Origin of the sequence: Herbiconiux daphne, from assembly GCF_024979295.1 — a bacterium.
Lineage (GTDB): Bacteria > Actinomycetota > Actinomycetes > Actinomycetales > Microbacteriaceae > Herbiconiux > Herbiconiux daphnes.
On record NZ_JANLCJ010000001.1, the window covers coordinates 530,495 to 552,781 of the forward strand.

Genomic DNA, 22,287 nt, shown 5'->3' on the forward strand with positions numbered 1-22,287 from the left:
TGACGTCAATACGGCAGCGTCGCCGGCTGCAGCATCGACGACGAGTCGCCCACGAGCGACACGTCGCGCGGGTCGAGGCGCAGCACCTCGGTGCCGTCGGCGATCTCGGCGAGCGGCACCCAGAAGATGCTCGGGCTCCGCGTCGAACCGAAGTAGTAGACGCCGTTGGTGAGATCGGCGCCCGACTGCCACCAGGTCGGGTAGACGCCGCCGTCGGAGTAGGGCGCGCCGTAGGGCGACACGTTCGCGATCAGCTGGAAGACGCCGGCCACCGCCTCGACCTCGTTCTCGGGTTCGGGCAGATAGTGCAGAAAATAGGATGCCCGCACGAACCGGTCGAGGCTCGAGATGTCTCCGGGCGGGGGCAGCTCGCCGCCGAACGGGCGGTATTCGGCGAGGTTCGCGAGCTGCTTGTCGAGCGACGGCGAGTTCGCCATGACCGTGTATTCCGGGCCGTGGTGCACCACGAGCCGCCCGCCGATCGGCTCGATGATCGCGGAGTCGCCCGAGGCGTCTTCAAGCGCGATGTGCACCCCCATCTCCTGGTCGCGCAGCTGCTGCGAGTGGATGCGCACGGTGTCGATGGCGGCGACGGCCTCGGCCACCGTGGCGAAGTTGTCGAGCAGGTACTGCACCCAGATCGCGTTCGAGATGACCGGGCGCTCGTCGGGCGCGGGGTATTCGACCTCGTCGAGATCGAGGTAGAGACCGTGAGCGGCGAGGCCCTTCTCGTTGAGGCCGTCGACCGTGCCGATGCCCCACATGCTCACCGAGACGCTGGAGTACCGCGAGGTCCACGCGAGCGAGCGCTCGCCGGCGTTGCCCGTGCGATCCGTGCCGCGCGGAACGAACCACAGCTCGGGCTCGTCGCTCACCGCCCAGTCCATGCAGCGGCTCACCGTCTTGGCGACGGCGTTGTCATTCCAGAAGATTCGGGTGCACATGCGGTCAATCTACCCGTCTATCGGTGAGGAACCCGGCGTCGGCTGAGGACCAATTCCGCGACGACGCCAAAGGACGCCCCGACCAATGTCGCCGAGACCAGGAGCCAGCCCTTGTCGCCAGAATTCCGCCTTCTGCAGCAGTCGATGATCGACATACGACACGACTGGTCCGAACCCTTCGGTAAGCAGACCCGGATTGATGCGCCAGGTGCTCTCGCTCTCGAGGCCGCCCGTCAGGATCGCTGCGCCTGTCTCGTCGACAACGCCCATCAGCCCACTGAAGTCGGGGATCGCGCCCAGAACGACCGTGCCGTTCAGAGCGAACGGGGTGAACGCTATCAGAGAGGTATTGCTCCCAGTCGTCGCAACCGAAGGTGCTTGGACGGCGAAATAAGGGCCTGACTGCGCAGCGTTGTCCTCGTCGACCGCGACCGTGATCCGGGCGACTGGAACAGTCCATCCAGCGTCAGCCGGATGTGTGATGAAGAGGGTCTCCAGGAACTCCAGCTGCACGACGGAGGCGCCGGATGTTGACGGGAAACCACGGTCGTCGTGTGAGGTCGGCGATTCATCCTCCAGCATGGTCGCGGTCGCGCCGGTCGAGGAGGTGAAGGCGGCCCGGACCAGAGGATCGGGTCCACCGCTGAGGTCCCGGGTGGCGATGTCGAAGTTCGAGCCATCGGCCGACCCGCTGAACGCGAGCTGCACAATCAACGGATCCGCCTCGCAATCCGTTCCGCAGTCCACGTATCCCGTCTTCGGTGCCCGCACCTCGAGGACATATGCCTCACGGTGGGAACCCGTCAGATGCATCTCCAAGGCGAAGTCGAGCTTGAGGGATTTCCGCGTCGACGAGCTGATCTCGATTCGGCCGGCCTCGATTCCTGCCACGTCCCCCTGCTTAGCTGTGGAGAGGACGGCAGCCGGTGGAGAGGCGAGGAATCTGTCCGCTGCGACGAAGGTAGCTGCCCCGAGCGCGTTCAGGGCAGCCGCCGTTACAAGCCGGATGCGAGTAGAGGCACCCAAGGCGACCTCGGCCACGGGCGCATCATTGCTGCGCAGCCGGACCGGCTGGCGGTCGACCTTTCGCGCGCTTCGGCGATCCTTTCGGCGTCTGTGTGCCAATTCGATCTCTCCGCGGCCGGGAAATGAGGTCAGTCCGGCATGCGCTTCGAAAACGGTACCGTCCGGGAAGGAGTCCTTGACGGACATCGACTCCACTTACGTAGGGCCCTCGAGGCAATGCAGTATCGGATGGGGCCGTATGGGCGGGCGCGGTCAGCGGAAGATGATGGTGCGGGCGCCGTCGAGCAGCACCCGGTCTTCGGCGAACCACTTCACGGCCTGGGTGAGCGTGCGGCTCTCCTCGTCCTGCCCGATGGCCACGAGTTCGGCGGGCGTGCGGGTGTGGTCGACGCGCACCACGTTCTGCTCGATGATCGGGCCCTCGTCGAGGTCGCTGGTGACGAAGTGGGCGGTGGCGCCGATGAGCTTCACGCCCCGGGCGTGAGCCTGCTTGTAGGGGTTCGCCCCCTTGAAGCCGGGCAGGAACGAGTGGTGGATGTTGATCAGCCGCCCGGCCAGGCGGTCGCACAGCTCGGGCGAGATGATCTGCATGTAGCGCGCGAGCACCACGAGCTCGATGTCGTGCTCGTCGACGGCGTCGATGACACGCTGCTCGAAGGCCGCTTTGGAGGCGGCATCCGTCACCGGCAGCGACTCGAAGGGCACGTCGTAGAACCCGGCCAGATCGCGCAGCGACCCGTGGTTCGAGAGCACGAGCGGAATCTGCACCGGCAGCTGACCGGCCCGCTGCCGGAACAGCAGGTCGTTCAAGCAGTGCGCGGCGGTCGACACCAGCACGAGCGTGCGCAGCGGGCGGCCCACGACGTCGAGCTGCCAGGTCATGCCGTAGCGCTCGACCACCGGTGCCAGAGCCGCTTCGAACTCGCCGCGCGAGGCCTCGGACTCCACCTGCAGCCGCATGAAGAAGCGGCCGGTGTCGGCCGACGAGAACTGCTGGCTCTCGGTGATGTTGCCACCGGATGCCACGACCGCACCACTCACCGCGTGCACGATTCCCGGCAGATCGGCGCAGACGAACGTGAGCACCCAGTGATTGCGCGGCAACGCCACGAGCGAACCTCCTCTTGCCCGCGAGGGCTTCTCAGCTAGAATAGTCAGTGGTCGCGCGGGTATCGTTCGGCCACGGGCATGTACGAAGTCGTCACCGTCTTGCGAGTCCGCGATCTGAGGATCGAACCCGCCACGGTGCTTCAGGTCGTCAGGACAGGCACTCGAGCCTCCTCTGTCCGCCGAATTTCGAGTTGTCTTCGAATGGTGCGCACTCTGTGACCACAACTTTGCCGCAGACCGGATCCCAGCCGGTCGTCACGCGTTTTCCCTGGGGCGGGATGATCGTTCTCGCCACCGCCGTGTTCCTCTCGGTGACCGCCGAGATGATCCCCACCGGCCTGCTGCCCGAGATGAGTTCGAGCCTCGGTGTCTCCGAGTCGCAGACCGGACTGCTGATCAGCTTCTTCGCGTTCGCGGTGGTGCTGACCAGCGTGCCGCTGACCTTCCTCTTCCGCCGGGTGCCGCGGCACCGCCTGGTGATCGGCGTGCTCGTGGTCATCGCGACCTCGAGCATCGTGGGCGGTCTCGCGCCGAGCTTCGAGGTGCTCGCCGGCGCGCGCGTGCTCGGCGGGATGGCGCACGGTGTGTTCTGGGGCGTGGTCGGCGCCTACTCGGCGCACCTCGTGCCCAAGGAGCAGATCGGCCGCGCGGTGGCCATCACCACCGGCGGCGGAACGCTCGCGTTCGTGCTCGGCGTGCCGCTCGCCACCACGGTCGGCCACGCTTTCGGCTGGCGCACGCCGTTCCTCGGCATCGGCGCGCTCGCGCTGGTAGGGGCCGTCTTCATCTGGTTGCTGCTGCCGCGGGTCGACCACCGCAAGCACCTGCCGGTGTCGACGAGCACCGCCGCGATCCGGGCCCAGCGTCGCAAGGGCCCGCTCGATCCCACCATCCCGGTCGTGGCACTCATCTGCATCCTGGTGGCCGTGGTGATGATCGGCAACTACGCGTTCTACACCTACATCGCCCCGTTCCTGATCGGCGAGATGGGTGTTCCCGAGGGTCAGGTCGGGTTGCTGCTGCTCGTCTACGGCGTGGCCGGTGCCATCGGCGTGCTGACTGCGGGAGCCGCTTTCGGGCGCCGGCCGGCCACAGGGCTGCTGGTGGCGCTCGGAGTGACCGGGGCATCCGTTCTCGCCCTCGCGCTGTTCGCCGCGAACCCCGTGATCGCCATCGCCGCGTTCTTCGTGTGGGGGGTCGCCTTCGGCGTCATCCCGACCCTGCTGCCGACGCAGCTGATGCGCGAGGCGTCGCCGGCGATCCGCGACACCTCGAGTGCGTTCTACTCCACCGCGTTCAACGCCGGCATCGGCCTGGGTGCTCTCGTCGGCGGGTTCTTCCTCGACGCACTCGGGCTCACGTCGCTGCCCTGGATCTACCTCATCGGCCTCGTTCTGGGCATCGCGCTGCTCGCCGTGACCCCGGCTCTCACTCGCCGCGCACAGCGCTCCTGAGGTAAGCTGACCGCGTCGCAACTGGCGTTCAGATGGGGTCACCATCGGGAAGCGACGGACAGGGATTCGGCCGCGCGCCTGGGTCGATACGGATCCCGTATTCTCTAGTCCGTCACGCCGAAAAGGAGCCCGCCATGTCCGACACCTTCAATGCCCCGTTGGCTGAGGTCGATCCCGAGATCGCCGAAGTTCTCGAGCTCGAACTGGGCCGCCAGCGCGGCACGCTCGAGATGATCGCGAGCGAGAACTTCGTGCCCCGCTCGGTGCTGCAGTCGCAGGGCTCCGTGCTCACCAACAAGTACGCCGAGGGCTATCCGGGCCGCCGCTACTACGGCGGCTGCGAGTTCGTAGACATCGCCGAGCAGCTGGCCATCGACCGCGCGAAGTCGCTCTTCGGCGCGGCCTACGCCAACGTGCAGCCCCACTCCGGCGCCACGGCGAACGCCGCCGTGCTCTCGGCGATCGCCACCCCGGGTGACACCATCCTCGGCCTCGAGCTCTCGCACGGCGGCCACCTCACGCACGGCATGAAGCTCAACTTCTCGGGCAAGCTCTACAACGCGGTCGCCTACGGCGTCGACCCCGAGACGTTCCTCGTCGACATGAACGTCGTGCGCGACAAGGCCCTCGAGCACAGGCCGCAGGTCATCATCGCCGGCTGGTCGGCGTACCCGCGCCAGCTCGACTTCGCGGCGTTCCGCGAGATCGCCGACGAGGTGGGAGCCAAGCTCTGGGTCGACATGGCGCACTTCGCCGGACTCGTGGCGGCAGGTCTGCATCCGTCGCCCGTGCCCTACGCCGACGTGGTGTCGTCGACCGTGCACAAGACCATCGGCGGCCCCCGGTCGGGTTTCATCGTGAGCCGCGACCTGGAGCTGGCGAAGAAGCTCAACTCCAACGTTTTCCCGGGCCAGCAGGGCGGCCCGCTCATGCACGTCATCGCCGCCAAAGCGACCGCGTTCAAGCTCGCCGCGACCGACGAGTTCAAAGACCGCCAGGTGCGCACGCTGAGCGGAGCGCGCATCCTGGCCGAGCGCCTCACGTCGGCGGACACCCGTGAGGCCGGCGTCGACGTGCTCACCGGCGGAACCGACGTGCACCTCGTGCTCGCCGACCTGCGCACCTCGGAGCTCGACGGCCAGCAGGCCGAAGACATCCTGCACGAGGTGGGCATCACGGTGAACCGCAACTCGGTGCCGTTCGACCCGCGCCCCCCGATGGTGACGTCGGGCCTGCGCATCGGCACGCCCGCGCTCGCCACCCGCGGCTTCGGCGACGCCGAGTTCACCGAGGTGGCCGACATCATCGCCACCGCGCTGAAGCCCGCGCCCGAGGTGGCCGAGCTGCGCGCCCGCGTGCTGACGCTCACCGACGCGTTCCCGCTCTACCCGGGACTGGCGCAGTGACAGCCGTCACGCTCGACGGGGTCGCCACCGCCAAGGCCATCAAGGCCGAGGTGGCCGAACGCGTCGCCGCGCTGCGCGCGCGGGGTATCGTGCCCGGCCTCGGAACGCTGCTGGTGGGCTCCGACCCGGGCTCCATCTCGTACGTCGCCGGCAAGCACCGCGACTGCGCCGAGGTGGGCATCGAGTCGATCCGGGTCGACCTGCCGGATGATGCGACCGAGGCGGATGTTCGCGCCGCGATCGCCGAGCTCAACGACAATCCCGCGGTCACCGGCTACATCGTGCAGCTGCCGCTGCCGGCGGGCATCGACGAGAACGCGATGCTCGAGCTGATCGATCCTGCCAAAGACAGCGACGGGCTGCACCCCACCAACCTCGGCCGACTCGTGCTCGGGGTCGAGGGGGAGTTGCATTCGCCGCTGCCGTGCACCCCGGCCGGCATCATCGAGATGCTCACCCGCTACGGCGTGACCCTGCCCGGCAAGCACCTGGTGGTGGTCGGACGCGGTCTCACGGTCGGGCGCCCGCTGGGCCTCCTCGCCACCCGCAAGGGCGTCGACGCGACGGTCACGCTCACACACTCCCGCACGCGCGACCTCGCCGCCGAGGTGAGGCGAGCGGATGTCGTGGTCGCGGCGGTCGGCGTGCCCGCGCTCATCCAGCCCGACTGGGTGAAGCCCGGCGCCGCCGTGCTCGACGTGGGCATCACGCGCATCGTCAACGAGGAGACCGGCAAGGCGCGCCTCGTGGGCGACGTCGACCCTCGAGTGGCCGAGGTCGCGGGCTTTCTCTCGCCCGTGCCCGGAGGCGTCGGGCCGATGACCCGCGCGATGCTGCTCAAGAACGTGGTCGACGCCGCCGAGCGTGCCGCCGGCTGACGCCGCGCAGACTGTCCGGCGGCAGAACCCGCATCGGTAGGCTGAAGCCGTGCATGCACCCACCGGCAACCAGTACCCGCTGAGACTCGAGGCCGACGGCCGCACGGTGACCGCGGTGGTCACCCAGGTGGCGGCGGGCCTTCGGGCACTCGAGGTCGACGGCGTGGCGCTCGTCGAGACGTTCCCCGAGTCATCCACGCCCCCGGGCGCCGCCGGCATCGTGCTGGTGCCGTGGCCGAACCGGGTGGCCCAGGGGGCATGGCAGCTCGACGGGGCTGCCCAGCAGCTCGACATCACCGAGCCGAAGCAGGGCAACGCCATCCACGGCCTGCTCCGCAACACGGGCTACGCGCTCGTGCTGCACGAACCGCAGCGCGTGGTGCAGGCGGCGGCCGTCTATCCGCAGCACGGCTACCCGTTCCTGCTCGAGACCGAGGTCGAGCACGCGCTCGTCGACGACGGCCTGACCGTGACTCACACCATCGTCAACCGCTCGCAGACGGCCGCACCGGTCGCCGTCGGCGCGCATCCCTACCTCGCGCTCGGCGACGTGCCGATCGGCGACCTCGTGCTCATGGTCGACGCGTCGACCCGCTTCCTCACCGACGACCACCAGATCCCGGTCTCCGAAGAGCCCGTCGCCGGCACCGACTTCGATCTCACGCAGGGGCGCCGGGTGGGCGACGTGTCGATCGACCACGGCTTCGGGGGAGTGGTCACCACGAACGGCCGCAGCGTGCAGCGGCTCGAAGCGCCTGACGGGCGCCGGGTCGAACTGTGGGCCGACGAGAACTTCGGTTTCGTGCAGGTGTTCACGCCCACGAACTTCCAGGCGCCGGGCGGCCCCCGTCGGGCTGTGGCGATCGAACCGATGACGGCGCCCGCGAACGCGTTGAACTCGGGCGAAGGACTGCGCTGGCTGCGCCCGGGCGAGAGCTGGCGGCTCTCGTGGGGCATCCGCTACGTCGCGAACTGATCACGCGGGCGCCGCCGGGTTCGTCAGCGCGACCGGATGCCGACGACCACCACGATCACGATGAGCGCGATCATCAGCACGACGCCGACCACCCCGAGCACGAGCCCGGCGATGGCCATGCCGCGACCCTCGCCCATGCGGCGGGCCTTGCCGAGGCCGGCGCCGCCGAACGCGAGCGCCAGAACGCTCGGCAGGAACAGCAGGTTGAAACCGACGGCGATGATGCCGAACACGAGCGACGCCGTGGCATACCCGTTGCGGCTGTCGGCCGGGTCGATCACCGGGGGAGCGAAGTCGTCGGTCCAGCGGTAGCCGTCCCACCACCGGAGCACATCGGCTGCCTCGGGGTCGGGATACCACCCTGCGGGGACGGCGCCCGACGACGGGAGGAAGCTCATGCGGTCGAATCTATCCCGCGCACCTGGGGGTCTGATGCGATCGAGCCCGTGCCGTCAGCCCCGGCCGGTCAGCGCTCCCCGAACAGCCCCGGCCTCCGCCGATCAGCCCCGGCCTCCGCCGATCAGCCCCGCCCCCACGCCGATCACCCCTCGTCGATCAGCGCCGACGCGAACTGCGAGTTGTAGAGCGTGTAGTAGGCGCCCCCGGCCGCGAGCAGCTCGGAATGGGTGCCCTGCTCGACGATGCTGCCCGCCTCCATCACGAGGATGAGATCGGCGTCGCGGATGGTCGACAGGCGGTGCGCGATCACGAAGCTCGTGCGGTCGGCCCGTAGCGCCGACATCGCCTTCTGCACCAGCTGCTCGGTGCGGGTGTCGACCGACGAGGTGGCCTCGTCGAGGATGAGCACGCTGGGCTTCGCGAGGAACGCCCGCGCGATGGTGAGCAACTGCTTCTCGCCGGCGCTCACGTTCGACGCCTCGTCGTCGAGCACCGTGTCGTAGCCGTCGGGCAGCGAGTGCACGAAGCGGTCGACGTAGGTGGCGCGAGCGGCCTCGAGGATCTCGTCGTCGGTGGCATCCGGCCGGCCATAGGCGATGTTGTCGCGGATGGTGCCGCCGAAGAGCCAGGTGTCTTGCAGCACCATGCCCGTGCGCGAGCGCAGGTCGCGCCGCGTCATCTGGGCGATGTCGACGCCGTCGAGCGTGATGCGACCTCCGTCGAGCTCGTAGAAGCGCATGATGAGGTTGACGAGCGTCGTCTTCCCCGCCCCGGTCGGCCCCACGATCGCCACGGTCATGCCGGGCTCCGCCACGAGCGACAGGTCGTCGATGAGCGGCTTGTCGGGGGTGTAGCGGAACGAGACGTTCTCGAACACGAGCCGCCCCTGGCTGGCGCTGGGCGACTGTGCGGGCGCGGCATCCGGAGTCTGCTCGCCGGCGTCGAGCAGCTCGAACACGCGCTCGGCCGACGCCACACCCGACTGCAGAAGGTTGACCATCGAGCCCAGCTGGGTGAGGGGCTGCGTGAACTGGCGCGAGTACTGGATGAAGGCCTGCACGGCACCGATGCTCAACGCGCCCGTCGCCACCTGCAGCCCGCCGACCACGGCGATGATGACGTAGACGAGGTTTCCGACGAACATCATGGCCGGCATGATGATGCCCGACACGAACTGGGCGCCGAAGCTCGCCTGGTAGAGCTGCTCGTTCTTGGCCCGGAACGTCTCTTCGACCTCGCGCTGCCGCCCGAACACCTTCACGAGCGCGTGGCCGGTGAAGTTCTCTTCGACCTGGGCGTTGAGCGCGCCGGTGTGCGACCACTGCGCCACGAAGAGCTTCTGCGACCGCTTGGCGATGACGGCGGTGATGCCGATCGTCAGCGGGATGGTGACGAGCGAGATCACGGCGAGCAGCGGCGACGTGACGAACATCATCACCAGGATGCCGGCGACCGTGAGCACCGAGGTGAGCAACTGGCTCAGGGTCTGCTGCAGGCTCTGGGCCACGTTGTCCATGTCGTTGGTGACGCGGCTGAGCAGCTCGCCTCGCGGCATGCGGTCGAAGTAGCCGAGTGGCAGGCGGTTGATCTTCGCCTCGACCTCTTCGCGCAGCGAGAAAACGGTGCGCTGCACGACGGTGTTGAGCAGGCGGGCCTGCAGCCACGAGAAGATGGATGCCGCAACGTAGAGCACGAGCACGGTGCCGAGCACCATCGCGAGGGCGTCGAAGTCGATGTGCTGGCCGGGCACGAGGTCGATGCCGCTCAACAGGTCGGCCTGCATGTTCTGGCCCGAGGCGCGCAGGTTCTCGATCACCTGCTCTTTGGTCATTCCCGCCGGCAGCGTCTGGCCGATGGCGCCGGCGAAGATGATGTTCGTGCCCTGGCCGAGCAGCCAGGGGCCGAGCACGGTGAAGACGACGCTGATGATGCCGAGCACGATCACCACGACGACCGGGATGCGGTGGGGGCTGAGCCGGCCGATCAGCCGGCGCGCGGAGGGGCCGAAGGTCATCGACTTCTCGGTCGGCATGCCCGCTCCGCCGAACGGGCCGCCTCCGCCGCCCGGCCCACGGCGCATCATGCCGGCGCGGTTGGGGTTCTGAGTGGTCTGGCCGCTCATGCTGCCTCCTCCGCGGTGAGTTGTGACGCGACGATCTCGGCGTAGGTCTCCGACGACTCGAGGAGTTCGTCGTGGGTGCCGCGCCCCACGATCGCCCCGTCTTCGAGCACCACGATCTGGTCGGCGTCGATGATGGTCGAGACGCGCTGGGCGACGATCACCATGGTGGCGCCGCCGACATCCGCTCGGAGGGCCTGCCGCAACCGAGCATCGGTCGCCAGGTCGAGGGCCGAGAACGAGTCGTCGAACACGTAGATCTCGGGCCTCTTCACGAGCGCGCGGGCGATGGCGAGCCGCTGTCGCTGACCGCCCGAGACCGTCGTGCCGCCCTGCGCGACGGGGGCGTCGAGGCCGCCGTCCATTGCGCGCACGAAGTCGGCGGCCTGCGCCACCTCGAGGGCGTGCCAGAGTTCGTCGTCGGTGGCGTCGGGCTTGCCGTAGCGCAGGTTCGTGGCCACCGTGCCCGAGAACAGGTAGGGCTTCTGCGGCACCAGGCCGATGCGGCTCCAGAGCAGATCGGGGTCGAGGTCGCGCACGTCGACGCCGTCGATCAGCACCGAGCCGGCCGTGGCGTCGAACAGCCGGGGGAGCAGGTTGACGAGCGTGGTCTTGCCGGCGCCGGTGGAGCCGATGATGGCGAGCGTCTGACCGGGCTCCACCCGCACGTCGAGGTCGCGAAGCACCGGCTGCTCGGCACCGGGGTAGGCGAACGAGGCGTGCCGCAGCTCGACCACGCCGTGCGATCGCAGCTGCCGCACCGGGTCGGCGGGCATCACGACCGAGGTGTCGGTCTGCAGCACCTCGGTGATGCGGTCGGCGCAGACCGAGGCGCGGGGGATCATCATGGCCATGAACGTGGCCATCATCACCGCCATCAGAATCTGCACGAGGTAGCTGAGAAAGGCGATCAGGGTGCCGACCTGCATCGAGCCCTGGTCGATGCGGAAGGCGCCGAACCAGATCACAGCCACGCTCGAGACGTTGAGGATGAGCATCACGGTGGGGAACATCAGCGCGATCAGCCGGCCCGCCCGCAACCCGGAATCGGTCACGTCGCGGTTGGCCCGGGCGAACCGCTCGGTCTCGACGTCTTCGCGCACGAACGCCCGCACCACCCGGATGCCGGTGAGCTGCTCGCGCAGCACGCGGTTGACCGCGTCGATACGCGTCTGCATCCGCCGGAACTGCGGCACCATGCGCACGATGATCGCGCTCAGGGCGATCAGCAGCACCGGAACGCTGACCGCGATGATCCACGAGAGCTCCAGGTCTTGCTGCAGCGCGAGCACCACGCCGCCGATCGCGAGGATGGGCGCGGAGACCAGCAGCGTGAAGGTCATCAGCGCGAGCATCTGCACCTGCTGCACGTCGTTGGTGGATCGGGTGATCAGCGAGGGGGCGCCGAACGCCGACACCTCGCGCTCGCTGAAGCCGCTGACGCGATGGAAGATCGCGGCGCGCAGGTCGCGGCCGAGCGCCATGGCGACCTTCGCCCCGAAGTAGACCGCTGTGATGGAGGCGGCCACCTGCACGAGGGTGATCGCGAGCATCCAGGCGCCCGTCGTCATGATGAACGCGGTGTCGCCCTTCGCCACCCCGTCGTCGATGATGTCGGCGTTGAGCGTGGGCAGGTAGAGCGAGGCGATCGACTGGATGAGCTGGAAGAGCACGACCAGCACGATCGGCCTCCAGTGCGGCCGCAGGTAGTGCCCGAGCAGTTTCAGGAGGGTCATGCGGAGAGGACTGCTTTCTCGTCGTGGAGGATGCCGTGCAGCACGATGTGCGTGAGATCGTCGGTGGTGAAGGGCGTGTCGGCGTCGCTGACCCCCGGCAGGGCCGAGGCCATCGAGAGCAACCGCAGCAGGTGCGTCACCCGACGGGGTGTCAGCTGCAGGCGAGCGACCTCGGGCGCGAAGATCTGCGTCACGATGGTGTCGTAGGCCTGCTGATCGGGAGCCCTCGGCGGCTCACGCCGGCCGGCCGCCGCCATCACCCTCATGGCGCCCTTGAACCGCCCACGGAAGAGTTCGATCAACTGGGCGATCTTCGCCTCGAGCGGGTCGTCGGGGTCGATGGCCCGCAGCTTGTTGAGCGCCGTCTCGGGGTCGAAGAACTTCTCGGCGGCCGCGAGCATGAGCGACTCCTTGTCGCCGAAGGCACGGAAGATGGTGCCCTCGGCCACACCCGCCGCGTCGGCGATCTGCCGCGATGTCACATCGGCGCCGTGCTCGGTGATCAACGGGATCACCGCATCGACGATCATCGCTCGCCGATCGTGCAGCGGCAGGGCCGGCGCTCGGCGCCCGGAGGTGGTTGTGGTCACGCGCGGAACACTACCTGAGTGAGCACTCACTCGCAACCGAATCCGGCGACCCTGTGCGAGGGCGGTGTCGTAGGATTGGCGAGCCGGGTTTGAGGGCGTGCCAGGAGACGAGGATGCGGTTCGTATGGGTGTGCTGATGTATGGGCCGAGTGCGAGCGAGATCGACATCGACGACCGGCTGCTTGCCCATCTCAAGGTCGTGATGCTGTCGAAGCTGCGGCGCTCCGAGTCGTTCACGATCTCGTGGGACATCGACCCCGACCAGGGCAGTGGCCGCGAGACCATCTGGATCCATCCCGCCATCCCGCTCCGTTTCCGCTTCTCGGGCAGCCGCCCGCCCCAGCTCAACCGGGCCTGGCTCGACCAGCTCGCCCGCGCCGCGAACCGCGGCGATCTGCGCCTCAGCACCGAGCCGCCGTCGGGCGAGCAGGTGCCGCATCCGCTGACCGACTTCAGCTGAATCGACGGATGCCGCGGCGCATCCATCGGCCGGACTTTTCGGAATCCACTCCCTCGTTGTCAACCCCCAATGCGCGATTTTGGCCGTGATTTGTGCTCGGTTAAGCTCCCAACCGGGAGCCGATCGGCCCCGGAACACGCGGGGAGCATCGGCTTGGGCCTCTTGATCTACGGTCCGAACTCATCGGAGATCGAGCTCGACGACCGACTCCTCGCGCACCTGCGTCTCGTGATCGTGTCGAAGATGCGCAACCAGGAGTCGTTCGCCCTGTCGTGGACCGTCGAGGCCGACCGGGGCAGCGGTCGCGAGTCGCTCTGGGTGCATCCGGCCATCCCGCTGCGGTTCCGCTTCTTCGGCAGCCGCCCGCCGGCGATCAACCGGGCCTGGATCGACCTGATGAGCACGGCGGCGAGCCGGGGAGACCTGCGGATCATGCCGGAGCCCGACGAGGGCTGAGGCGACGGTCGCGCTCGCTATGCTCGGAGCGTGAGCGCCGCATCGTCACCGGAACCCCGCCCCGAGCCCGAGGCCGACGCCTCGCGCGGGGCGCAGAGCGCGCGTCGCCACTGGCGGTTCCGAGGGCCCGTGATCGCGCTCATCGCGCTCGCCGTGGTCGTGTACGTCGTGGTGGTGCTGCTCTACGCCGCGAGCGGTCGGCCCGTTTCGCTGAACGCCGACCGCGACGCCGACCCGTCGGTCGTGACGGTGCGGCTCGCTCCGCAGTCGGTGAACGGACCGGGTGAACGCATCGTCATGGACGTCGACATCGCGGCGCCCCAGAAGCTCATCACGAAAGACGACATCACCCTGAACGCTCCGCTCAGCGTGATCATCTCGCCGGTCGCCGGCGCCCAGAGCATCGAGCTCGAAGAGGGGGCGATCCCGTCGAGCACGACCGTCGAGGTGAACACCCCCGGGGCGATCGAGAACTGGCCGTTCGACCGCTACCAGCAGAGCGAGCTGGTCGTTCTCGCCTACACGGTCGTCGACGGTGAGAAGATGCCGCTCCGCACCGTCGTCGAGATGGAGGGCTACGTCTCGGGGTGGTCGTTCGGCGCCATCGAGCGCCCCAGCGACTATTACGTCGTCGGGCCCGACGGGCGTCAGAATCTCGACGTCATCGACCTCACGGCGTCGCGCTCGGGCAGCACGATGGCGTTCGGCTTCTTGCTGCTGGGGCTGCTCGTGGTGATGCCCGCGCTCGTGCTGACCGTCGCGATCCTCGCCTTCACCGGCCGGCGCAAGGTCGAGGCGACGCTGATGAGCTGGATGGGCGCGATGCTCTTCGCCACCATCCCGCTGCGCACCTTCCTGCCCGGGTCTCCGCCGATCGGATCCTGGATCGACTTCTTGATCGTGCTCTGGGTGATCGCCGCCCTCGTCACCGGTCTCGTCATCTACGTCGCCGCGTGGGTGCGGTGGAACGGGCCGGCCGTGAAGCCGACCCGCTCCTGACCGGGCGCGCCCCGCACACCGCGCCGCGCCCGCGCCGCCTACTGGCGCGTCATCGCGATCTGCATCAGGTGATCGGGGTCGGCCAGGTGCGAGTGGTCGTCGTCGCCCACGTCGAGTCGCACCCATGTGATGCGGCCGGTGAACTCGTTGCCCGTCGGCCCGTAGTCCGCCGACACCGGCGACGCGAGGTCGGAGCCGATGTCGACGGTCTCATCCATCGAGAAGAAGAACGGCAGCGTGCGCGAGATCGGCCCTGAGGCGAGCGACGTGTCGCCGTCGAAGAGCGTGACCGTGCCGCCCTTGCCGAGCCCGCCCCCGTCGTAGGCGAAGTGCACCCGCAGTTCGTGCGCGCCCGCGCCGAGCGGCGCATCCGCCCGCACGTACTCGGTGGCGACGCCGCCGAGGTTGTAGGCGAACGCGAGCCGGCCATCGGTGAGATAGAAGCTCCAGCCGCCGTAGGAGCCGCCCTGGGCGATGATCACGCCGGCTCCTCCGCCCTCGGGCAGTGTCACGGCGGCGGTCACGGTGAACGATTTGTTCTTGACGTTCACCACCGAGTTCTCGCTCATGCGCTTCATGCCGGAGTAGAAGGTCTGTGAGGTGCCCTTCACGAGCTCCGGCCGGCCGACCAGCTCGCCGTTGAAGCGCTCGGCCGAGCGCGTGTCCATCGGCAACACGTTGAACCGGGCCGCCTGGATGAGGAACAGCCGCTGCAGCTCGGCGAGCTTCTGCGGTTCGGCGGCGGCAAGGTCCTGCGACTGCGTCCAGTCCTCCTCGACGTTGTAGAGCTCCCAGACGTCGTCGTCGAGGCCGTGCGACGACGCGAGCCACGGATCCTTGTGCTTGGCCACGGCCGTCCACCCCAGGTGGAAGATGGCGCGGTTGCCGAGCATCTCGAAGTACTGGGTGGTGTGCCGCTCGGGCGCCTCGGCGTCGTCGAAGCTGTAGTTCATCGGTGTGCCCTCGTAGGGGCGCTGCGTCACGCCGTTGACGGTGTGCGGCTCGGGGATGCCCGCGGCGGCCAGCACCGTCGGCGCCACGTCGATCACGTGCGCGAATTGGTTGCGCACCTCGCCGCGCGCCTGGATGCCCGCCGGCCACGACACGACGGTGCCGTTGCGGGTGCCGCCCCAGTGCGAGGCGACCTGCTTGGTCCACTGGTAGGGCGTGTCCATGGCGTGCGCCCAGCCGATCGCGTAGTGGTTGTAGCTGCGCGGGGTGCCGAGGTCGTCTTTGTGGGCGATCTTGTAGGCATCCGTCTCGATGTCCTCCATGTGGTTGATCGTGAAGGCCTCGTTCGTGGTGCCGGTCATCGTGCCCTCGGCGCTCGCGCCGTTGTCGCCGATGATGAGGTAGATCAGCGTGTTCTCGAGCTCGCCGATCTCGTCGAGCGCGTCGAGCAGCAGGCCCACGTGATGGTCGGCGTACTCGAGGTAACCGGCGTAGACCTCCATCTCGCGCGCCAGGGTCGGCTTGATGTCGTCGCTCATCTCGTTCCACGACGGGATGCCGCGACTGCGCTCGGTGAGCACCGCATCCGGTGGCACCACCCCCAGTTGCTTCTGGGCGGCGAAGGTCTCTTCCCGCACGGCGTCCCACCCCTGGTCGAAGCGGCCCTTGTACTTGTCGGCCCACTCCACCGGCACATGGTGCGGGGCGTGGGTGGCGCCGGGCGCGAAATAGGTGAAGAACGGCTTGTCGGGGGCGAGGGACTTCTGCTGCTTCGTCCAGTCGATGGCTTTGTCGGTCATGTCGGCCATGAAGTGGTAGCCCTGTTCGGGCGTGCCCCAGGGCTCGACCGGCGAGGTGTTCTCGTAGATCGCGGGGTACCACTGGTTGGTCTCGCCGCCGATGAAACCGTAGAAGTACTCGAAGCCGCCGCCCGGGTGGGGCCAGTGGTCGAACGGGCCGACGGCGCTGGTCTCCCACACCGGCACCTCGTGGCACTTGCCGAACTGGGCCGTGCTGTAGCCGTTGAGTTTCAGCGTCTCGGCCAGCGGGGCGCAGTTGTTGGGGCGCAGCGAGTTGTAGCCGGGGGCGCTGGTGGCGATCTCGGTTATGCCGCCCATGCCGACGGTGTGGTGGTTGCGCCCCGAGAGCAGCGCCGCGCGGGTGGGGGAGCAGAGCGCGGTGGTGTGGAAGCGGGTGTACTTGATGCCCTGGGCGGCCACGCGCTCGAAGTTCGGCGTGTGCACCGGCCCGCCGAACGCGCTCGTCGCCCCGAAACCGCAGTCGTCGATCAGCACCACGAGCACGTTCGGCGCCCCGGCCGGCGGTCGCACCTGCGTGATCGGCGGATAGTGCGTGTCGGGTGAGGTGGCGTCGTAGGTGACCGTGCCCGTGTAGGCGAGGTCGGGAATGGGCAGGCTGGAACGCTGCCAGTCGTTCGGGGTCTCGGTCATGGTCGTCCTCCGGCTCGGGCGGCCGCCCCGGCGACGACCGTGCCCTCCTGCCATCCAAGAAGGTCGGCGCCGGTGATGCTCCACCCGAACCGGGTGATTTGCCGGGCGGGCGGAGTCGCCGCCGTATGGCAGAGTGGACCCATGATCGGATTGGCCATTGGCGCACTCGTTATCGGAATCGTCCTTCTCCTCATCGGAGTCTTCGTCGAGGCGGCGAAGTTCTTGCTCTGGGTCGGGCTCGTCATCGTGATCCTCGCGGTCATCGCGGCGATCATCCGCTACATCCGCCGAGGCGCCTGACCTCAGCCCGCGAGGCGCCCCCGCTCGTCCGGGGCCTTCGGGGCGCCCGACCTCAGCCGACGAGCAGCTTCCGCACGCGGCGCACGCCCATCGCCGTGTCGGCGGCGATCTCGTCGACCGTGAGCCCGTGCGAGAAGGCATGCTGCACCCGCATCCGGTCGCGCTCGAAGCGCTCGCGCACCTCGGGGTCGCTTCGGGAGTCGATGGCCACGAAGCCGAGCGCCAGCGCCGTCATGACGCACGCGATCACGCCGAAGGCGGCCAGATTCACCAAGTCCATGCGGCGAACGCTAGCCGCCGCAGGCGAACGGGCAGCGAACGCCAGGCGAACACTCCCGATGAGGTGGGCCCGGAGGGGCTCGAACCCTCGACCCGCGGATTAAAAGTCCGATGCTCTGCCAACTGAGCTACAGGCCCTCGGCATCCAATCTAGCGCTATTTGCGCGGCCCCGGAGCCGCGGGCGTTCGCTCTGCGCGTCAGCGGAGCGGGTAACGGATGCCGCCACCGGGCGTTGAGGTGGGTGACACGCGATCAGGCGCAGAATGGATGGCATGAGCAACGACTTCCACCACAAGCCGGCACTCTTCGACGGTTCGGCCTTCGAGGCCTTCCAGGGCGGCGAAGACCCGGCGAAGATCAACCGGGTGGCCCACGAGACCGCCGGCGCGCTGCTCAGCCGCGTTCGTGACGACCCCGATCCCGCCGTGATCGATCGTCTGCTCGCCTTCACCGACGACCACGGCATCGACGCCATCGCCGAACTCTGGTCGCGGGCGAGCGCCCACAGCCTGCCCGGCAGCCTATGGCGCATCTACCTGCTGCGCGCCCTCATCCTGCAAGACCCCGAGCAGGCCGCCTACTTCTTCGAGCGCGGGTCGCAGGGCATCCCGGGCATCGACCCCGTGGTCGCCGGCGCAGAGTCGCCGACCGGGCCGAAAGAGATCACCGAGCTCGCCGATCAGATTCTTCGCGGCCTCTTCACAGGCGACTTCGCGATCGCCCTCGATCGGGCTTCGGCGTTCTGCCGCATCATGGCCCACGGATGCGCCGCGATCGCCGACGAGGCCGAGCTCGGCGCCCCCGACACGGCGTCGACCCTCACCACCCGCGCGCTGCGCTTCGAGACCATCGGCGACGACCTGAGCCAGTCGGCGACGCTCTGGCGGCACGACAACCTCGACTGATCGCGTAAAATGGATCAAGCCGGGTCGCGGTAACCCCGGGCTCCAATATTCGCCGCTACGAGCGGCCTTCCGCCGAGAGGCGTTCCGCGACCCGGTTCTCACGCCGCGGCATCCGTTGCCAGGCAATCCGCCGAGGCGTGCGCTCCGAATACGTGATGTGACCGCAACCCGCAGTACCCACGGTGATCGACCGTTTGCAAGTGTGACCTGTCATGCTTGAACTCGTGACCACCGACCGAGGGCCGGACACAGAGAGTGCCGAAGCCGCTGTGACGTTCGAAAGCCTGCTTGAACTCATCTCGCGAGGAGACCAGGAAGCCTTCTCCGAGCTGTACGACCGAACCGCCCCGCGCGTGCTCGGTCTCGTCAAGAGGGTGCTCGTCGACCACGCGCAGTCCGAAGAGGTCGCCCAGGAGGTCTTTCTGGAGATCTGGAAGACCGCGTCGAAGTTCGAGTCGCACCGCGGCAGCGCGATGTCGTGGATCCTCACCATGTCGCACCGCCGAGCGGTCGACCGCGTGCGTTCCTCGCAAGCGGGCCACGACCGCGACGAGCGGATCGGCCTGCGGGACATCGAGCCCGAATACGACCAGGTCAGCGAATCCGTCGAGATCCGCATCGAACACGAGAGGGTGAAGAGAGCCATGGCGCAGTTGACCGAGCTGCAGCGCGAAGCGATCTCCCTCGCGTATTACGGCGGCTACAGCCACAGCGAGATCGCCGGCATCCTCTCCATTCCCGTCGGCACCGTGAAAACGCGGTTGCGCGACGGCATGATCAGACTTCGAGACGAACTGGGGGTGCACTCATGAGCGGCACACGCAGCGACGACGACCTCGACCCCCGCCTGCTGACCGGGGCCTACGCCCTCGACGCGGTCTCGGCGACCGAGGCCGAGAGCTTCGAGAAGGCGACCGATTCGTCGGCCACCCTGCGCGACGAGACCGACGGACTGGTCGAGACCGCGACGCTGCTCGGACTCGCCGCCACCCCGGTGACCCCCTCGACGCGACTCAAGGCCGACCTCATGGCGAAGCTCTCGTCGACCCCGCAGCTGCCGCTCTCGGGCGCCGGTTCGGCCCGGCACGCGGCGACGGATGCCCCCGAGTCTCTCGACCAGGCTCCGGATGCCGCGCACTCACCCGCCGCGTCGGTCGCCGAGGTCATCCCGGCCGAGGTGCCGGCCACCGTCTCCCCGGCCGAGGCGGCTCCCGCCCTCGCCGGTCCCGTCGAATCCCGCGCCCGTGCCCGCTGGTTCTCGCGACCCGTCGGCTTCGTGGCCGGTGTCGCCGCGGCCGCCGCGCTGTTCGTGGGTGGCGGGTTCGTGGGCAGTGCCCTCACCGACCAGCCCGGTGCCCCGGTGGTGACCGATGCCTCCGCGTCGGGTCTCGCCGAGATCGCCGCGGCCGACGACGTGGCGCGCCAGACGGTCGCCGTCGACGGCGGCGGCACCGCCACGCTCGTGTGGTCGAACGAACTCGGCCGCTCGGCGGTGCTCGTCGACGGCCTGCCGACCCTGCCCGACGGCAAGGTCTACGAGGCCTGGTACATCGACGCCGACGGCGCTGCCCCGGCGGGCACCTTCGCCGCCGCGGCCGAAGGAACCTCGTGGCACGTGCTCGACGGCGCCCTGACCCCCGGCGACACCATCGGCGTCACCGTCGAACCGGCGGGCGGCTCACCGGCCCCCACCACCACCCCGATCATCGTGGGCGAGACGGCCTAGGAACGACCAAGGCCCGAAAAGCGGCGGCGTGTACGTCGCTTTTCGGACCTGAGAGCGGTCAGACCTGGTGCGGTCTGACGATGCCGCCAGTGCGGCGCAGAATCAACCGAAGCGGCCGGAGACGTAGTCTTCCGTGGCCTGAACCGAGGGGTTGCTGAAGATGTTCGTCGTGGCGTCGAACTCGATCAGCTTGCCCGGCTTGCCGGTGCCGGCGATGTTGAAGAACGCCGTCTTGTCGCTCACGCGCGAGGCCTGCTGCATGTTGTGGGTCACGATCACGATCGTGTACTCCTGCTTGAGCTCCTCGATCAGGTCTTCGATGGCGAGGGTCGAGATGGGGTCGAGCGCCGAGCAGGGCTCGTCCATCAGCAGCACGTCGGGCGAGACCGCGATCGCGCGGGCGATGCACAGGCGCTGCTGCTGACCGCCCGAGAGTCCGGAGCCCGGCAGGTTGAGGCGGTCTTTCACCTCTTCCCAGAGGTTGGCGCCCTTGAGCGACTTCTCGACCAGGTCGTCACCGTCGCTCTTCGAGAGACGCTTGTTGTTGAGGCGCACCCCGGCCAGCACGTTGTCCTTGATGGTCATGGTGGGGAACGGGTTGGCCCGCTGGAACACCATGCCGACCTGGCGGCGCACGAGCACCGGGTCGACACCGGGGGCGTAGAGGTCGTTGCCGTCGATCAGCACCTCACCCTTGACGTAGGCACCCGGGATGACCTCGTGCATGCGGTTGAGTGTGCGCAGGAAGGTGCTCTTGCCACAGCCAGACGGGCCGATGAACGCGGTCACCGTGCGCGGTTCGATGTTGATGTTGACGCCTTCGACGGCGAGGAAATCGCCGTAGTAGACGTTGAGGTCGTTGACTTCGATGCGCTTCGACACGAAAGGTCCTTTTCGGTGGGTGGTTCGGGTTACCGTGAGCCCTTGGGCGCGAAGACCTTCGCGACGACCCGGGCGATGAGGTTGAGGATGACGACGAGGATGACGAGCAGCAGGGCGGCGCCCCAGGCGGAGTCGTTCGAGGCCGCGATGTCCTGCCCCGGGAACTTGTAGCCGGTGTAGGCCATGACCGGGAGGGTCTGCATCGGGCCCTCGAAGGGGTTGGCGTTGAAGTTGTCGGTGAAGCTCGCCGCCATGAAGATCGGCGCGGTCTCGCCGATGACGCGGGCGATGGCGAGCATGATGCCCGTCACGATGCCGGCGATGGCGGTGGGCAGCACGATCTTGGTGATGGTCGAGAACTTCGACACACCGAGGGCGTAAGAGGCCTCGCGCAGGTCGCCGGGCACGAGCCGCAGCATCTCCTCGCACGACCGCACGACGATCGGGATCATGAGCACCGACAGGGCGACGGATGCCGAGAACCCGCTGAACGCCTTCGGGCCCACGATGAGCGTGAACAGCGAGAAGGCGAACAGACCGGCGACGATCGAGGGGATGCCCGTCATGACGTCGACGAGGAAGGTGACGGTGCGCGCCATCCAGTTGCCCGGCTTGGCGTATTCGACCAGGTAGATGGCCGTCAGGATGCCGATGGGAATCGAGATCAGGGCGGCGATGCCGGTGATGATGAGCGTGCCGACGATGGCCTGAAGGGCGCCGACCTGCTGCGTCACCTCGAGGGTGTCGGCGTTGAACGTCGAACCCGAGGTCTGGGTGATGAAGTTCCAGTTGACCGCGCCGATGCCGTTCGCGACCACGGTGAACAGGGTCGAGATGAGCGGTGCCAGCGCGAGCAGGAAGGCCACGGTGACGAGACCGCGCACCACCCGGTCGGTGGCCTTGCGGCGGTTCTCGACCACGATCGAGAGGATGCCGAGCGCGATCAGGTAGATCACGGCGGCCAGCACGAGCCAGCCGGCGATGTTGAAGCCCATGAGCAGCAGGAGCACGGCGCTCAGCGCGAGCGAGCCGGCCAGCACGTACCACTCGACGAAGCGGGGGAGCTGACCCGAGGTCAGGGAGTTGGCGATGGGCCCGGTGGGCTGCCTCGTGGGGCTGATCGTGGCGCTCACGCGTCGTTTCCCTCTCGCTCTTCCTTGCTGGTTTCGGTTTCGTCGCCGTCGATGGCGGCCGCAGCCCCGGTGGTGGCCTGGGCGGCCGTGGCGCGGCCGGCGAGCA

22 protein-coding genes, 1 tRNA gene and 1 riboswitch are annotated in these 22,287 nt (G+C 68.4%); of the genes, 11 read left to right on the forward strand and 12 right to left on the reverse strand.

The window, feature by feature from the left end; genetic code table 11:
- Window positions 1-5: 5 nt before the first annotated feature.
- From N1032_RS02785 to purU, 3 genes are all read right to left on the reverse strand, one after another.
- Window positions 6-944, reverse strand: coding sequence for a linear amide C-N hydrolase (locus N1032_RS02785; protein WP_259537292.1), 939 nt, complete (start codon window positions 942-944; stop codon window positions 6-8).
- A gap of 9 nt (window positions 945-953) precedes the next feature.
- A complete protein-coding gene (locus N1032_RS02790; protein WP_259537295.1) occupies window positions 954-2,156 on the reverse strand; it encodes a hypothetical protein in 1,203 nt (400 codons plus the stop codon).
- 66 nt (window positions 2,157-2,222) lie between these two features.
- Complete coding sequence (gene purU / locus N1032_RS02795) at window positions 2,223-3,080, reverse strand: formyltetrahydrofolate deformylase (RefSeq protein WP_259537302.1); 858 nt, start codon at window positions 3,078-3,080, stop codon at window positions 2,223-2,225.
- A gap of 215 nt (window positions 3,081-3,295) precedes the next feature.
- On the opposite strand from purU, the gene N1032_RS02800 reads away from it, so the two are divergent.
- From N1032_RS02800 to N1032_RS02815, 4 genes are all read left to right on the forward strand, one after another.
- Window positions 3,296-4,534, forward strand: a complete 1,239-nt coding sequence (locus tag N1032_RS02800; protein ID WP_259537304.1) for an MFS transporter — start codon at window positions 3,296-3,298, stop codon at window positions 4,532-4,534.
- Window positions 4,535-4,541: 7 nt separating this feature from the next.
- Window positions 4,542-4,625, forward strand: a riboswitch (ZMP/ZTP riboswitch).
- 43 nt (window positions 4,626-4,668) lie between these two features.
- Window positions 4,669-5,940: a serine hydroxymethyltransferase gene (gene glyA, locus N1032_RS02805; protein ID WP_259537305.1), complete on the forward strand. Its 1,272-nt coding sequence runs from the start codon at window positions 4,669-4,671 to the stop codon at window positions 5,938-5,940.
- Window positions 5,937-6,818 carry a bifunctional methylenetetrahydrofolate dehydrogenase/methenyltetrahydrofolate cyclohydrolase gene (locus N1032_RS02810; RefSeq protein ID WP_259537306.1) on the forward strand — a complete coding sequence of 294 codons (882 nt, stop codon included), beginning with the start codon at window positions 5,937-5,939 and terminating at the stop codon, window positions 6,816-6,818. Before glyA ends, N1032_RS02810 begins: the two co-directional genes overlap by 4 nt.
- Window positions 6,819-6,867: 49 nt before the next feature.
- A complete protein-coding gene (locus tag N1032_RS02815; protein WP_259537308.1) occupies window positions 6,868-7,794 on the forward strand; it encodes an aldose 1-epimerase family protein in 927 nt (308 codons plus the stop codon).
- A 23-nt stretch (window positions 7,795-7,817) separates the two neighbouring features.
- Here N1032_RS02815 and N1032_RS02820 read toward each other — a convergent pair whose 3' ends face one another.
- From N1032_RS02820 to N1032_RS02835, 4 genes are all read right to left on the reverse strand, one after another.
- The gene (locus N1032_RS02820; RefSeq protein WP_259537310.1) at window positions 7,818-8,192 is read right to left on the reverse strand and encodes a DUF4190 domain-containing protein; all 375 of its coding nucleotides are present in this window, start codon (window positions 8,190-8,192) and stop codon (window positions 7,818-7,820) included.
- Between the two features lie 143 nt (window positions 8,193-8,335).
- Window positions 8,336-10,315: an ABC transporter ATP-binding protein gene (locus tag N1032_RS02825; protein ID WP_259537311.1), complete on the reverse strand. Its 1,980-nt coding sequence runs from the start codon at window positions 10,313-10,315 to the stop codon at window positions 8,336-8,338.
- Complete coding sequence (locus N1032_RS02830; RefSeq protein WP_259537312.1) at window positions 10,312-12,048, reverse strand: ABC transporter ATP-binding protein; 1,737 nt, start codon at window positions 12,046-12,048, stop codon at window positions 10,312-10,314. Before N1032_RS02830 ends, N1032_RS02825 begins: the two co-directional genes overlap by 4 nt.
- Complete coding sequence (locus N1032_RS02835; protein WP_259537314.1) at window positions 12,045-12,638, reverse strand: TetR/AcrR family transcriptional regulator; 594 nt, start codon at window positions 12,636-12,638, stop codon at window positions 12,045-12,047. The genes N1032_RS02830 and N1032_RS02835 overlap by 4 nt, the downstream gene beginning before the upstream one ends.
- Before the next feature lie 124 nt (window positions 12,639-12,762).
- Here N1032_RS02835 and N1032_RS02840 point away from each other — a divergent pair, with 124 nt between their 5' ends.
- The 3 genes from N1032_RS02840 (at window position 12,763) to N1032_RS02850 (ending at window position 14,553) form a co-directional block, all read left to right on the forward strand.
- On the forward strand, window positions 12,763-13,098 hold the full coding sequence (locus N1032_RS02840) for a DUF7882 family protein (protein ID WP_259537315.1): 336 nt from the start codon (window positions 12,763-12,765) through the stop codon (window positions 13,096-13,098).
- Window positions 13,099-13,251: 153 nt separating this feature from the next.
- Entirely contained in the window at window positions 13,252-13,554 is a 303-nt protein-coding gene (locus N1032_RS02845; protein WP_259537316.1) for a DUF7882 family protein, read from the forward strand.
- A 30-nt stretch (window positions 13,555-13,584) separates the two neighbouring features.
- On the forward strand, window positions 13,585-14,553 hold the full coding sequence (locus tag N1032_RS02850) for a DUF4436 domain-containing protein (protein WP_259537317.1): 969 nt from the start codon (window positions 13,585-13,587) through the stop codon (window positions 14,551-14,553).
- Between the two features lie 38 nt (window positions 14,554-14,591).
- On the opposite strand, the gene N1032_RS02855 is transcribed toward N1032_RS02850, so the two are convergent.
- The gene (locus tag N1032_RS02855) at window positions 14,592-16,955 is read right to left on the reverse strand and encodes an arylsulfatase (protein ID WP_259537318.1); all 2,364 of its coding nucleotides are present in this window, start codon (window positions 16,953-16,955) and stop codon (window positions 14,592-14,594) included.
- Between the two features lie 141 nt (window positions 16,956-17,096).
- Here N1032_RS02855 and N1032_RS02860 point away from each other — a divergent pair, with 141 nt between their 5' ends.
- A complete protein-coding gene (locus N1032_RS02860) occupies window positions 17,097-17,255 on the forward strand; it encodes a hypothetical protein (protein ID WP_259537319.1) in 159 nt (52 codons plus the stop codon).
- 52 nt (window positions 17,256-17,307) lie between these two features.
- Here the strand turns inward: N1032_RS02860 and N1032_RS02865 are convergent, their stop codons facing one another.
- Together N1032_RS02865 and N1032_RS02870 are read right to left on the reverse strand one after the other, a co-directional pair.
- Window positions 17,308-17,535 (reverse strand): hypothetical protein, encoded by a 228-nt coding sequence (locus N1032_RS02865; protein WP_259537320.1) that lies wholly within the window; start codon window positions 17,533-17,535, stop codon window positions 17,308-17,310.
- Window positions 17,536-17,599: 64 nt separating this feature from the next.
- Window positions 17,600-17,672, reverse strand: a tRNA-Lys gene (locus N1032_RS02870).
- A gap of 135 nt (window positions 17,673-17,807) precedes the next feature.
- On the opposite strand from N1032_RS02870, the gene N1032_RS02875 reads away from it, so the two are divergent.
- The 3 genes from N1032_RS02875 (at window position 17,808) to N1032_RS02885 (ending at window position 20,166) form a co-directional block, all read left to right on the forward strand.
- Window positions 17,808-18,440 (forward strand): DNA-directed RNA polymerase subunit beta, encoded by a 633-nt coding sequence (locus N1032_RS02875; protein WP_259537321.1) that lies wholly within the window; start codon window positions 17,808-17,810, stop codon window positions 18,438-18,440.
- A gap of 212 nt (window positions 18,441-18,652) precedes the next feature.
- Window positions 18,653-19,252, forward strand: coding sequence for a sigma-70 family RNA polymerase sigma factor (locus tag N1032_RS02880; protein ID WP_259537322.1), 600 nt, complete (start codon window positions 18,653-18,655; stop codon window positions 19,250-19,252).
- The gene (locus N1032_RS02885; protein ID WP_259537323.1) at window positions 19,249-20,166 is read left to right on the forward strand and encodes an anti-sigma factor; all 918 of its coding nucleotides are present in this window, start codon (window positions 19,249-19,251) and stop codon (window positions 20,164-20,166) included. Before N1032_RS02880 ends, N1032_RS02885 begins: the two co-directional genes overlap by 4 nt.
- 102 nt (window positions 20,167-20,268) lie before the next feature.
- Here the strand turns inward: N1032_RS02885 and pstB are convergent, their stop codons facing one another.
- Both pstB and pstA read right to left on the reverse strand, forming a co-directional pair.
- A complete protein-coding gene (pstB, locus tag N1032_RS02890; protein ID WP_259537325.1) occupies window positions 20,269-21,048 on the reverse strand; it encodes a phosphate ABC transporter ATP-binding protein PstB in 780 nt (259 codons plus the stop codon).
- Window positions 21,049-21,077: 29 nt separating this feature from the next.
- Window positions 21,078-22,181 (reverse strand): phosphate ABC transporter permease PstA, encoded by a 1,104-nt coding sequence (gene pstA / locus N1032_RS02895; protein WP_259537326.1) that lies wholly within the window; start codon window positions 22,179-22,181, stop codon window positions 21,078-21,080.
- Window positions 22,182-22,287: the final 106 nt, after the last annotated feature.